Raw genomic sequence first — 12,553 nt, forward strand, 5'->3', positions numbered from 1 at the left:
GGCTCGCTCGCCATCATCAGCGCGATGCCGAAGAAGGCGTGGAAGGGCATGCCCGCGAAGAGCTCCAGCATCCGCATCACGTAACCCGGACGGTGACCGATCGAAGATCCTGAAGGCGGCCGGCGCGGCCGGCCTCGTGGCCGCCGCGCTGGCGCCGCTCCCCGCGACGGCCGACGAGGCCGCTGCGGCCGCCGGACCCTGCGGCACGGGCGGCACGTTCACCGCCGCCGCGCCCGCCTGCACCTACACCGGCGTCGGCACGGACACCTTCACCGTCCCGGCCGGGGTGACCGAGGTGACGGCCGACCTCTTCGGCGCCGAGGGCGGCAGCGCGGCCGGCTTCGTCCAGCCGGCGCCCCCGAACGCGGGCGCGCCCGGCGGCCTGGGCGGCGAGACCCGCGCCGTGCTCGCCGTCACCCCGGGCCAGACCCTCCAGATCACCGTCGGCGGCGTCGGCAGCTCCGGCACCTCCCGGCACGGCGAGTTCGCCCGTCCCGGCGGCCGCGGCCACGGCTCCGGCGGCGGCGGCGCCCACGGCGGCGGCGGGTCCGGCGGCGGAGCCACCGACCTGCGCACGGGCGCCTTCGGCGCGGCCGACCGGGTCCTGGTGGCCGGGGGCGGCGGCGGCGCGGGCAACGGCGGGCCGCTGCTGCGCGGCGGCGCCGGCGGCGGACTCGAGGCGGAGCCCGGCGGCCAGGGCGGCGGCCCCGACGGCTCCGGCCTCGCGGGCGGCGGCGGAACCCAGACCGCGCACGGCGCGGGCGGCCCCCGCAACTCCAACTACGGCGCCCCCGGAGGCGCCGGCAGCGACATCGACCAGTACACCAGCCTGCCCAACCCCGGAAGCGGCGGGACCGGCGGCAACGGCGGTGCCGGCGGCCCCGGCGGCGGCGGGGGCGGCGGCGGGTACTTCGCCGGCGGCGGCGGCTCCGGCGGCGGCAACCCGGGCAACCTGTCCGGGGCCGGCGGCGGCGGAGGCAGCGGCTTCACGGCGCCCTCCGCCACGGCGGTCACCCTCGCGCGGGGCGTCCGCCGCGGCGACGGCGCGGCGGTGGTGTCCTTCCGGTACGGGACCTCGGTGACGGTGACCGCCGACGACGCCACCCCGCTGTTCGGCCGGGGCACCACCCTCACGGCGACCGTCGACCCGGCGAACCCCGCCGCCGGCACCCCGAGCGGCGAGGTCACCTTCTTCGACGGGACCGTCCCGCTGGGCACCGCCGTCCTGCACGACGGCCGCGCGAGCCTGCGCACCGGCGTCCTCCAGCCCGCCACCCACCCCGTCACCGCCCGCTACGGCGGCGACGCGGCCTTCACCCCGGGCGCCACGGCCGGGCCCGCCGAGGTCACCGTGGGCTTCAGCGGCCCCTGCCTGACCACCGCCCACCAGGGCCCGCTGACCGTCGCCGACGGCGAGGCCGTCTGCATCGGAGCCGGCGGCAGCCAGAACGGACCGGTCACCGTCCGCCCGGGCGGCGCCCTGGCCGTGACCGGCGCCCGCCTGACCGGCCCGGTCTCCGCCGACGGCGCCCTGGCCCTGACCGTCTGCGGGTCCGAACTCACCGGCCCCTTCGGCGTCCAGCACGCCACCGGCCCGGTGGTGGCCGGCTCCGACCGCGAGGGCGCGGCCTGCGCCGGCAACACCGTGCGGGGCCCGCTGACCGTCGAGGGGAACACCGGCGGCGTCGAGGTCTCGGCGAACACCGTGACCGGCGCGGTCCGGATCAGCGCGAACAGCGGCACCGGCCCGCTCCCCGAGGCCCTCGCCCCGGCGTTCCGCGCCAACCGGGTCACCGGCCCCCTGCGCTGCGAGGGCAACGACCCGGAGCTCCTCCAGTCCGGCACCACCGCGACCGGCGCCCGTACGGGCCAGTGCCGCCCGACGGACTGATTCCGGCCGCCGCCCCCTGCCGGACCCCGGTCCGGCGGGGGGCCCGCCCCGCCCCTTCCCTATTCCTGTAACGGGTTCTACTCTGACCGCCGCCGTCCCAGCGACCGGCTGGACCGCGAGGATCCCGGAGGGGCCGTGCACCTCGAATACACGCCCGAGCAGCAGCAGTTGCGCGCCGAGCTGCGTGCCTACTTCGCCGAGCTCGTCCCGCAGGACGTCTACGCCCGCTACGAGGACCCGGCCGCGCAGAAGCGCTTCTACCGCGAGACCATCCGCCGCCTCGGCGCGGACGGCTGGCTCGGCGTCGGCTGGCCGAAGGAGTACGGCGGGCGCGGCATGTCCCCCATGGACCAGTTCATCTTCTTCGACGAGGCCGCGCAGGCCGTCGTCCCGCTGCCGCTGATGGCGCTCAACACCGTCGGTCCGACCCTCATGCAGTTCGGCACCGACGAGCAGAAGGCGTACTTCCTCCCGAGGATCCTCTCCGGCGAGATCGACTTCGCCATCGGCTACAGCGAGCCCGACGCCGGCACCGACCTCGCCGCGCTCAAGTGCAAGGCCGTCCGCGAGGGCGACGAGGAGACCGGCACCTACGTCGTGAACGGCCAGAAGATCTGGACCACCAACGGCGACACCGCCGACTGGGTCTGGCTCGCCGTCCGCACCGACCCGGACGCCCCCGCGCACAAGGGCATCACCATGCTGCTGGTCCCGACCTCGGACCCCGGCTACTCCTGCACCCTCATCAACACCCTCGCCTCGCACGACACCACCGCCAGCCACTACGAGGACATCCGCGTGCCCGCGAGCCGCCGCGTCGGGCAGGAGAACAAGGGCTGGCGCCTGATCACCAACCAGCTCAACCACGAACGCGTCACCCTCGCCGCCCACGGCACGATGGCCATCCGCGCCCTCCACGACGTCCAGCGCTGGGCCGCGGAGACCAAGCTCGCCGACGGCCGCCGCGTCATCGACCTGTCCTGGGTCCGCGGCCGCCTGGCCCGCACCCACACCCGGCTGGACGCGATGAAGCTCCTCAACTGGCAGATGGTGAACGCCGTCCAGTCGGGCACCCTCACCCCCCAGGACGCCTCCGCCGTCAAGGTCTACGGCTCCGAGGCCCGCCGCGACGCGTACGCCTGGCTGATGGAGGTGGTCGGCGCGGCGGGCGCCCTCAAGGACGGCTCGGCGGGCGCGGTCCTCCACGGCGAACTGGAACGCGGCTACCGCAGCGCCGTCATCTTCACCTTCGGCGGCGGCAACAACGAGATCCAGCGCGAGATCATCTCCTGGATCGGCCTGGGCATGCCGAGGGTCCGCCGCTGACGCGCCCGGCCGGCCGGCGCCCCGCCGGGCAGCCGTGGCGGGGGCCGGGCCGCGGTGGTTCCATGGAAGGGCGGAAAGAGTCCTTTTACGAGGATGCGGAGAAGCGGTCCCCGTGCCGCGCACCGCACAATCGGGATCCGCGAGAAGCGGACGGACTCTTTCCGCTCTGCGGCGTTCCCGGGCCCCCGCCGGTGCGGATCGCGACGGGGAGATCAAGGGCGCGTCAAGGATCGGTGAACAAACGGAAGGAACGCGTCAAGGGGGTGATGGGGGCGCCCGCGGCGGCAGCAGACTGGAGGGGCGACGGAGCGGAATGGCAGTTCCGCGGCGCACGGCCGACGGCGGGGCACAGCACCCGTCCGAGGGCGCGGTGTCCGGCCCGTGGGGGGCCCGGACCAGGCGAACGAGCGCCGGTACCCGTCGCACACCACATGAGCCGTCCGGCCCCCGGTGTGGGGATGCCGGGACCGGACGGCTCACGTGCCCCCCCTGCGCGGCGGCTCAGCCGCCTATGTCCCGGCCGCGGAAGTCCTCCAGCGTCTCGCGCCTCACCAGGACCCGGGCCATGCCCTCGTGGACGGCGACCACCGGCGGCCGGCCGACCATGTTGTAGCCGGAGGCCATGGACAGCTGGTAGGCGCCGGCCACCGGAACGGCCAGCAGATCGCCCGGGTGGACGTCCGCCGGCAGCTCGGCGTCGGCCGCCAGGACGTCGCCCGCCTCGCAGTGCCGCCCGACGACCGTGGCCGTACGGGAGCCCGCCGTCGAGCGCCGCCCGATCAGCCGGGGCGCGTAGCGCACCCCGTACAGGGCCGGACGCGGGTTGTCGCTCATCCCGCCGTCCACCGCCACGAACACCCGGCCGCCGGAGTGCTTGACGGACAGCACCCGGTACACGGCCACCCCCGCCGGGCCGGCGATCGCCCGGCCGGGCTCCACGGTCAGCCGGGGCACCGGCAGCCCGGCGGCGGCGCAGCGCCCCGCCAGAGCCGCGCGCAACTCCCGGGCCAGCGCGGTGAGGTCGAGGGCCGGCTCGCCGGGCCGGTAGGCGATGCCGTGCCCGCCGCCGAGGTCCAGCTCGGGCAGGACCACCCCGTGCGCCTCGTGCACGGCGGCCATCAGCTCCACCATGCGACCCAGCGCCACCAGGTAGGAGTCCACCGTGGTGATCTGGGAGCCGATGTGGCAGTGCAGGCCCGCGAGTTCGAGCCGGGGCTGGCCCAGGATCCGGGCGACGGCCTCCTGCGCGCTCCCGTCGAGGGCGGACAGACCGAACTTCTGCCCCTCCGTACCGGTACGGATCTTCTCGTGCCCGCCCGCGTCGACGCCCGGCACCACCCGCACCAGCACGCGCTGGCGCCCCTCGGGGCCCACCGCCGCCGCGATCCGGGCGATCTCCGAGGCGCCGTCGATGACGATCCGCCCCACCCCGAGCCGCAGCGCGCAGGCGATGTCCCGGGGGGACTTGGCGTTGCCGTGCAGGACGATGCGCTCGGGCGGGAAACCCGAGGTGACGGCCAGCTCCAGCTCCCCGGCGGAGCACACGTCCAGGCCCAGCCCCTCCTCCCGCACCCAGCGCGCCATCGCGCGGGAGAGGAACGCCTTGGCGGCGTAGAGCACCTCGGCGTCGGGGAAGGCGTCCCGGTAGGTGCGGCAGCGGCCGCGCACCTCGCCCTCGTCCAGCACGTAGACGGGGGTGTCGAACCGCTGGGCGACCTCCGCCAGCGACACCCCGCCGACGGCCAGGCCGCCGTGCGGGAGCCGGGTGGTGGAGACGGGCCACACGCGGAGGTCGTCGGCTCCGGCCGCGACCTCGGGGAGTACTTCGACGGTCATGACGGTTCCGGCCCCTTTCAGACGGCCTTGGAGGCCTTGACGGCCTCCGCAGGCCTCGGCGACTCGGACGGCCCGGACGGATCGGCCGCCTCGACGGAGATCCCCGAAGCCCCCGGGACCCCCGAGGGCGCCGGGGCGGTCAGGGTCGGGTCGACGGTCAGCGGCGTCGCCCCCAGCGGCTCCGCCAGCGCGCGCAGCGCCGCCTCGGAGAGCCGGATCCAGGGGTGCCCCGCCCCGAGGACGGCGGCCAGGCCCTCGGCGCGGGTGAAGCCGACGGCGGTACGAGCGCCCAGCGGCGTGCGGAACAGCCGCACCACCACCTCACCGGCACCCGGCCGGACCGGGACGTACAGGGGTCCGGCCGGGACGCGTTCCTCGGGCTCGGGGTCGTCGTCGTACTGGAACAAACACATGGGGCCCTCCCAGGGGAACCACGGATGACCTACGGGTTCGGGCGCCCCGGGCTGCGGGGAGGCGGTCCGGGGCGCGCCACCGAAGCTATCCCCGGCACCGGACCCCCGCCGACGGCCCCTGACGGGACCTTGACGCCGTCCGGCCCGGTCCTGACGCACCGCTGACACCCGGCCGCCGCCGTCCGGCGGTTTCACGCCGCGCCGGGCGAGGACGGTCGGACCCGCGCCCGGCTGGGTAGGCTCACCGCGGGAGGCGGGCGATGAGCGGAGCTCCGTACGAGGGCGCCGACCCGGGACTGTACGGACCCGGGTCCGTCACCTGGCACTGCCACGGCGACCCGGTGATGTGGATCGCCGGGGTCCGCGCGCTCTACCTCCAGGCCCTGCACCCGCGCGCCGTCCGCGGGGTCATGGAGAACTCCTCCTTCGCCGAGGACGCCTGGGGACGGCTGCTGCGCACCGCCGACTTCGTCGGCACCCTCACCTACGGCACGGCCGAGGCCGCCGAGCGGGCCGGCGCCCACGTCCGCGCCGTCCACCGCAGGCTGTCCGCCACCGACCCGGACACGGGCGAGCGGTTCCCCGTGGACGACCCCGAACTGCTCCTGTGGGTGCACTGCGCCCAGATCGACAGTTTCCTGCACGTACTGCGCCGGTCCGGCGTTCCCCTTACACCCGCACAGGCCGACCGCTATGTGGACGAGAACCGCGTCAACGCCCGGCTCGTGGGCCTCGACCCGGCCACCGTCCCGGCCGACACCGCGCAGCTCGCCGGCTACTTCGAGCTGCTCCGGCCCCGGCTCGCGGCCGGGCCCGACGCCCGGGCCGTGGACCGCTTCCTGCGCTCACCACCCGTCCCGCCACTGCTCGTTCCTGGCCGAAACCTGCTGTGGCGGCCGCTCGCGGGGCTCGCCTACGCCACCCTTCCCGGCTGGGCGCACCAGCTGTACGGCCGGCCCGCACCGCCCTCACGCACGGTCACCAGGCGCCTGCGCCTCACGGGTCGCGTGCTGCGCAGTATTCCCGCAGGTCTACGCTGGCAGCTGCCTCCAGGTCACATCTTGAGAGCGATGCGCCGACTGGGCCCCGGGAGCCGCCCCTCCGCGTACACACTGCGTAAGTCAGCGGCCATACTGGACCGGCTGGGGAGGGCGCGATACGACGACGGGCACGATGACGGGGGCGGCTTTAAGACATGGCGGAGTCCAGACTGATCCAGGGCCGGTACCGGTCACTCGATCTGATCGGGCGCGGCGGCATGGGCGAGGTGTGGCGCGCCCGCGACGAGTCGCTGGGCCGGCAGGTCGCCGTGAAGTGCCTCAAACCGGTCGGTGCCGAACAGGACGCGCACTTCACGCAGGTGCTGCGCGAGCGCTTCCGCCGTGAGGCGCGCGTCGCGGCCTCGCTCCAGCACCGCGGCGTCACCGTCGTCCACGACTTCGGCGACGACAGCGCCGCCGGCGGTCCCCTCTACCTGGTCATGGAGCTCCTCGAAGGCCGCAACCTCAGCCAGCTGATGGAGGAGAACGAGGCGCGCCCGCTCCCCGTCGACGTGGTCCTCGACATCGCCGAGCAGATGGCCGCCGCCCTCGGCTACACCCATGACCAGGGCGTGGTCCACCGCGACCTGAAGCCCGCCAACATCATGCGGCTCACCGACGGCACGGTGAAGATCTGCGACTTCGGCATCGCCCGCCTGGCCCACGACATCGGCTTCACCGCCAAACTGACCGGCGGCGGCATGGCCATGGGCACCCCGCACTACATGTCGCCCGAGCAGATCGCGGGCGGCGAGGTCGACCACCGCAGCGACCTCTACTCCCTGGGCTGCGTGCTCTACGAGATCGCCACCGGGGCCCCGCCGTTCGACCTCGGCGACTCCTGGTCCGTGCTGGTCGGCCACCGGGACACCGCGCCCGTGCCGCTGCGCGACCACCGGCCGGAACTGCCCGAGTACTTCGAGCGGATCGTCCTCGACCTGCTGGCCAAGCGCCCCGAGGAGCGGCCCGGCGACGCCCTCCACCTGCACCGGCGGCTGGCCGACGCCCGCCTCGGCCCCGGTGCGCCCCGGGTCCAGGCCCCGCTGCCCGCGTGGGCCGAGGGGATGACCGCCGGGCGCAAGGCGGGCATCGACGCCCGGCCGGCCAGTGGTGAGTGGGCGGTCCTCACCGGTTCCTGGACGGCCCCCCGCCGTCCGTCCGGCGCCCACCCCCTGACCGGGGACGGCCACGCGCCCCTGCCGCACGGCGGTCCCGGCCCCGGCGGCCGTACCACGCCCGGTGGCGGCCACCCCGGCCGCGGCGGCGGGCGTCCGGAGACCGGTCCCTTCCCCGGAACGGCGCTGCCCGCCGCATCCGGTACGGCTTCCCTGCCCCTGCCCGGCCACCCCGCCGACCCCTGGCCGAGCCCCGCGCCGGCCCCGGGCTCCGCCGACGCCGCCACGGGCGGGCCCGGACGCGCCGATGCCTTCGGAGCGGGAGCGGGAGCCGGAGCCGGAACCGGCCACGTCGCGTCCGCCGGGCCGGCCCACGCGCCCGCCCCCGGCGAACCCGAGCCCTTCGAGTCCGGCCACGCCTCCGTCCCCGGGCCGCGCCCCGCCGGCGGCCCCGCCGCCGAGGGGTACCACGGCTCCGACGGCTACCCGCACGCCGACGGCGGCTCCGGCGAGCAGCGGATCCTGCGGCCCGCCCCCGCCGAGGACCCCCGGCTGACCACCGCCTACGGGACCGCGGTGGTCCGTACGCACGCCCCGACCGACCCGGGCCGGCCCGACTCCCTCGACGCCGGGCACATCCGCGCCTTCGCCCTCAGCCGGGCCGGCCGGCCCGAGGAGGCCCTCGCCGTGTACGCGGCCGTGGCGGAGGGCCGGGCGCGCGTGCTCGGCCCCGACCACACCGACACCCTGGCCGCCCGGCAGGAGGAGGCGTACGAACTCGGCCGCCTCGGCCGCCACGGCGAGGCGTACGAGAGGTACCGCGCGGTGCTCTCCGCCCGTATCCGCACCACGGGCCCGCGCCACCCCGACACCCTGCGCTGCCGCCACAACCTGGCCTGCGCCCTCGGCGCCCTCGGCCGGCACGCCGAGGCCCACGAGGCCGCCGCCGAAGTGGCCGCCGACCGCGCCGAGGTGCTCGGCACCGAGCACGCCGACACCCTCCTGACCCGCTACGAGGTCGGCTACGCCCTCGGCCGGCTCGGCCGCTGGAACGAGGCGCTGACCGTGTTCCGGCAGGTCGCCGCCGCCCGCGAGCGCGTCCTCGGCCGGGACCACCCCGACGCCCTCGCCGCCCGCTACGAGACCGGCATCGCGCTCGGCCGCACCGGCCGTGCCGCCGAGGCCCTCGACCTGTTCCGGTCCCTGGTCCGCGACCGCACCCGGGCCTACGGCGCGGCCGACCCGGAGACCCTGCGGGCCCGGCACGTGCTCGGCGTCAACCTGGGCCGTCTCGACCGGTGGGAGGAGGCGGTGGCCGAGGCCCGCGAGGTGGGCGCGGCCCGTGCGAGGGCGCTGGGCGCGGAGCACCCGGACACCCTGGTCAGCCGCCGGGAGCTGGCCGTCGGCCTGGGCCGGCTCGGCCGCTGGGACCAGGCGCTGCCCGTCTACCGGGAGCTGTCCGGGATCCGCGAGCGCTCCCTGGGCGACGAGCACCCGGACACCGTCCTGGCCCACGCCGACGAGGCCCACTGTCTGGAGCGGCTCGGTCAGGTGTGTTACCAAGAGCCATGACCGCTGACGCTGGCTCCCGGGGTTTCGCGCACGACGTGTACGACGCGGTGATCGTCGGAGGCGGCCACAACGGCCTCGTCGCCGCCGCCTACCTGGCCCGCGCGGGCCGTTCCGTCCTGGTCCTGGAGCGGCTCGGGCACACCGGCGGCGCCGCCGTCTCCACCCGGCCGTTCGCCGGGGTCGACGCCCGGCTCTCGCGCTACTCCTACCTCGTGTCCCTGCTCCCGGAGAAGATCGTCCGCGATCTGGGGCTGCGCTTCCGGGTGCGCCGGCGCACGGTGTCCTCGTACACGCCCTTCGAACGCGGCGGCCGCCCCGGCGGGCTCCTCGTCGGCGGCGGGGAGGACCGTACGCGGGAGTCCTTCGCCCGGCTCACCGGCTCCGACCGCGAGTACGAGGCCTGGCGCGCCTTCTACGCCACCACCGGCCGCCTCGCCGGACGCGTCTTCCCCACCCTCACCGAACCGCTGCCCACCCGCGAGGAGCTGCGGGCGCGGATCGACGACGAGCAGGCCTGGCGGATGTTGTTCGAGGAGCCGATCGGGCGGGCGGTGGAGGAGCGCTTCGCCGACGACCTGGTCCGGGGCGTGGTCCTCACCGACGCCCTGATCGGCACCTTCGCCGACGCCCACGACGCCTCCCTCGCCCAGAACCGCTGCTTCCTCTACCACGTCATCGGCGGCGGCACCGGAGACTGGGACGTCCCCGTCGGCGGCATGGGCGCGCTCACGGACGCGCTGGCCGACGCCGCTCGCGCGGGCGGCGCGGAGATCGCCACCGGGCACGAGGCGCTGCGGATCCACACCGACGGCAGCTCCCCGGCCGAGGTCACCTTCCGGACGGCGTCGGGCGAGGGCACCGTGGTCGGACGCGCCGTCCTGGTCAACGCCTCCCCGAGGGCGCTGGCCGAACTCCTCGGGCAGGCCCCGGACCCGGTCGTACGGGCCCCCGAGGGCGCCCAGTTCAAGGTGAACATGCTGCTGCGCCGGCTGCCCCGGCTGCGCGACACCTCGGTGGACCCCCGCGAGGCCTTCTCCGGCACCTTCCACGTCGCGGAGGGGTACGAGGAGCTCCGGCGGGCCCACGCGGAGGCGGCGGCCGGGGAACTGCCGTCCGTACCGCCCTCGGAGATCTACTGCCACTCGCTGACCGACCCCACGATCCTCGGGCCGGAACTCACCGAGCAGGGCTGCCAGACCCTCACCCTCTTCGGACTGCACACCCCGGCCCGGCTGTTCGAGAAGGACAACCGGCAGGCGCGCGAGGTCCTGCTGACCGCCACCCTGGCCCAGCTCGACGCCCACCTCGCCGAGCCGCTCACCGACTGCCTGGCCTTCGACGCCGACGGCCGGCCCTGCATCGAGGCGAAGACCCCGCTCGACCTGGAGCAGGAACTGCGGCTGCCCGGCGGGCACATCTTCCACCGGGACCTGTCCTGGCCGTACGGGCGGGCGGGCCGGTGGGGCGTCGAGACCGAGCACGCCAACGTGCTGCTGTGCGGCGCGGGGGCGGTCCGAGGCGGCGGGGTCAGCGGGATCCCGGGCCACAACGCGGCGATGGCACTGCTGCGGGGCTGACCCGGCCGGCCCCTACGCGGCCCGGCCGGGGAGGCGGAAGCCGTCGAAGAGGTCGTCGAGGGCGCGCAGCGAGACGCGGGCGGGCAGGGCGCGGAAGGCGAGGTCGCGGGCGGCGACGGCGAGGGGGTTCCCGACGGCCGCGACCCGGCCGGCCCGGCGGGCCCGGACCCGGATGGCGTCCGTACGGGCGAGCCGTGCCCGGGTGTAGGCGGCCAGCGCGGCCGGTACGTCCGGGCCGGCCAGCAGGTGCGCCAGTACGACGGCGTCCTCGACGGCCTGGCAGCCGCCCTGCCCGAGGTTGGGGGTCATGGCGTGGGCGGCGTCGCCGATCCAGGCGGTGCGGCCGTCGTGCAGACGGGGGAGCGGGGCGGCCAGGTCGTAGAGGTCGTGCTGGAGCACCCGGGCGGGGTCGATCCGCTCCAGCAGGGCGGGGACCGGGTGGTGCCAGGTGCCGAAGCGGCGCAGGAGTTCGGTGCGGACGTCGGCGGGCCGGTATCCCTCGGGGGCGACGGCGGTGGCGTAGGCGTACAGCCCTCCGTCGGCGAGCGGAACCGTCCCGAAGCGCTGCCCGCGCCCCCAGGTCTCGGCGGCGGCGACGCCGGCCGGCGCCGTCCCGGCGGGCAGGACGGTGCGCCAGGCGGTCTCGCCGCTGTAGTGCAGGCCGGGGTGGCGGGGGAAGCGGCGGCGGCGCAGCGGGCTGTGGATGCCGTCCGCGGCGATGACGGCGTCGGCGGTGAGGTCCCCGGCGGGGGTGCGGACCACCGCGTGCCCGTCGGCCTCGTCCACGGCGGTGACGGCGGTCCCGTACCGCAGGGCGCCCTCGGGGAGTTCGGCGGCCAGGGCGGTGGTGAGCGCCGAGCGGTGCAGGGCGAGCGGGGTCCGGCCGTAGCGGGCGGCGAGGACGGCGGGGTCGGCCCGGTCGAGCCAGCCGCCGCCGGGGCGGCGCAGCCCCATCGCCATGCCGGCGGGGCGCGGGCCCTCGGGGGCGGGGTCGAAGCCGATGGCGTCGAAGGCGCGCAGGGCGTTGGGGGCGAGGACGATGCCCGCACCGACGGCGGTGGGCCCGCCGGCCCGCTCGCACACGGTGACCCGCCATCCCCGGCGGGCCAGGGCCAGGGCGGCCGTGAGCCCGCCGATCCCGGCTCCGGCGACGACGGCGTGACGCTGGCGTACGGGCATGGCGGGGCCTCCTGCTCCAAGGGACCTCCTCTACATCCGTAGAGGCTTCGTGAGGCTCACTCTACAGCTGTAGAGTGAGTCCATGTCCACCCCCGAACCCGCCACGGCCCCCGAACCCCCCGCCGCCCCAGGCCCCGCCCCGGACCGCCGGACCCTGATCGCGGACACGGCGATCGCCCTCGTGGCCGCCTCCGGCCTGCGCGGCCTCACACACCGCGCCGTCGACGGCGCCGCGGGGCTCCCGGCGGGCAGCACCTCGTACTACTTCCGCACCCGGACCGCCCTGATCGCCGCCTGCTACCGGAGGCTGGCCGAGCTGAACGTCGCCGACGGCCCGCCGGTCCTCCCGGCCGACCGTGACGAGGCGGCCCGCGCGCTCGGCGCCCTGCTGCACCACTGGCTGACGGCCGGCCGCGCACGCCAGCTGGCCCGCTTCGAGCTGAGCCTGGAGGCCGCGCGCAATCCGGAACTGGAACCCGAACTGCGCGAGGCCGGCCTCGCCGTCCGGGCGCGCGGGGCCAGCAGCCGGATCGGGAGCCCGCGCACCAACAGGAACAGCAGGAGGAACACGGGCAGCAGGAGCAGCGGCCGGCCGCCGGAGAGC

The 12,553-nt window shown here is 76.4% G+C and carries 9 protein-coding genes and 1 pseudogene; 6 read left to right on the plus strand and 4 right to left on the minus strand.

Going from position 1 to position 12,553, the window contains the following annotated elements:
* Positions 1–95: pseudogene (locus AB0O29_RS31345) on the minus strand (cytochrome c oxidase assembly protein); the annotation flags it as partial.
* A 41-nt stretch (positions 96–136) separates the two neighbouring features.
* Between AB0O29_RS31345 and AB0O29_RS31350 the strand changes: the two are divergent.
* Together AB0O29_RS31350 and AB0O29_RS31355 are read left to right on the plus strand one after the other, a co-directional pair.
* Entirely contained in the window at positions 137–1,891 is a 1,755-nt protein-coding gene (locus tag AB0O29_RS31350) for an Ig-like domain-containing protein (protein WP_365158386.1), read from the plus strand.
* Between the two features lie 135 nt (positions 1,892–2,026).
* Positions 2,027–3,217: an acyl-CoA dehydrogenase family protein gene (locus AB0O29_RS31355; RefSeq protein WP_365158389.1), complete on the plus strand. Its 1,191-nt coding sequence runs from the start codon at positions 2,027–2,029 to the stop codon at positions 3,215–3,217.
* 501 nt (positions 3,218–3,718) lie between these two features.
* On the opposite strand, the gene lysA is transcribed toward AB0O29_RS31355, so the two are convergent.
* A complete protein-coding gene (gene lysA, locus AB0O29_RS31360; protein ID WP_365158392.1) occupies positions 3,719–5,053 on the minus strand; it encodes a diaminopimelate decarboxylase in 1,335 nt (444 codons plus the stop codon).
* Positions 5,054–5,070: 17 nt separating this feature from the next.
* Positions 5,071–5,466, minus strand: a complete 396-nt coding sequence (locus AB0O29_RS31365) for an SAV_915 family protein (protein WP_365158395.1) — start codon at positions 5,464–5,466, stop codon at positions 5,071–5,073.
* Positions 5,467–5,726: 260 nt separating this feature from the next.
* Between AB0O29_RS31365 and AB0O29_RS31370 the strand changes: the two genes are divergently transcribed.
* Genes AB0O29_RS31370 through AB0O29_RS31380 form a run of 3 tightly spaced genes read left to right on the plus strand, consistent with a single transcriptional unit; the run spans position 5,727 to position 10,770 of the window.
* Positions 5,727–6,680, plus strand: a complete 954-nt coding sequence (locus tag AB0O29_RS31370) for an oxygenase MpaB family protein (RefSeq protein ID WP_365158398.1) — start codon at positions 5,727–5,729, stop codon at positions 6,678–6,680.
* Positions 6,662–9,193, plus strand: a complete 2,532-nt coding sequence (locus AB0O29_RS31375; RefSeq protein ID WP_365158401.1) for a tetratricopeptide repeat protein — start codon at positions 6,662–6,664, stop codon at positions 9,191–9,193. The genes AB0O29_RS31370 and AB0O29_RS31375 overlap by 19 nt, the downstream gene beginning before the upstream one ends.
* Entirely contained in the window at positions 9,190–10,770 is a 1,581-nt protein-coding gene (locus AB0O29_RS31380) for an NAD(P)/FAD-dependent oxidoreductase (protein ID WP_365158404.1), read from the plus strand. Before AB0O29_RS31375 ends, AB0O29_RS31380 begins: the two co-directional genes overlap by 4 nt.
* Before the next feature lie 12 nt (positions 10,771–10,782).
* Here AB0O29_RS31380 and AB0O29_RS31385 read toward each other — a convergent pair whose 3' ends face one another.
* On the minus strand, positions 10,783–11,949 hold the full coding sequence (locus AB0O29_RS31385) for an FAD-dependent monooxygenase (RefSeq protein ID WP_365158407.1): 1,167 nt from the start codon (positions 11,947–11,949) through the stop codon (positions 10,783–10,785).
* A gap of 82 nt (positions 11,950–12,031) precedes the next feature.
* Between AB0O29_RS31385 and AB0O29_RS31390 the strand changes: the two genes are divergently transcribed.
* On the plus strand, positions 12,032–12,553 hold a 522-nt coding region (locus AB0O29_RS31390; RefSeq protein ID WP_365158410.1), incomplete at its 3' end, for a TetR family transcriptional regulator.

The organism is Streptomyces sp. NPDC089915 (genome assembly GCF_040684675.1).
Taxonomy (GTDB): Bacteria; Actinomycetota; Actinomycetes; order Streptomycetales; family Streptomycetaceae; genus Streptomyces.

Coding starts and splice junctions, on each gene's coding strand:
- AB0O29_RS31380 (WP_365158404.1), top strand. CDS start 9,190: ATGACCGCTGACGCTGGCTCCCGGGGTTTCGCGCACGACGTGTACGAC.
- AB0O29_RS31385 (WP_365158407.1), bottom strand. CDS start 11,949: ATGCCCGTACGCCAGCGTCACGCCGTCGTCGCCGGAGCCGGGATCGGC.
- AB0O29_RS31370 (WP_365158398.1), top strand. CDS start 5,727: ATGAGCGGAGCTCCGTACGAGGGCGCCGACCCGGGACTGTACGGACCC.
- AB0O29_RS31365 (WP_365158395.1), bottom strand. CDS start 5,466: ATGTGTTTGTTCCAGTACGACGACGACCCCGAGCCCGAGGAACGCGTC.
- AB0O29_RS31375 (WP_365158401.1), top strand. CDS start 6,662: ATGGCGGAGTCCAGACTGATCCAGGGCCGGTACCGGTCACTCGATCTG.
- lysA (WP_365158392.1), bottom strand. CDS start 5,053: ATGACCGTCGAAGTACTCCCCGAGGTCGCGGCCGGAGCCGACGACCTC.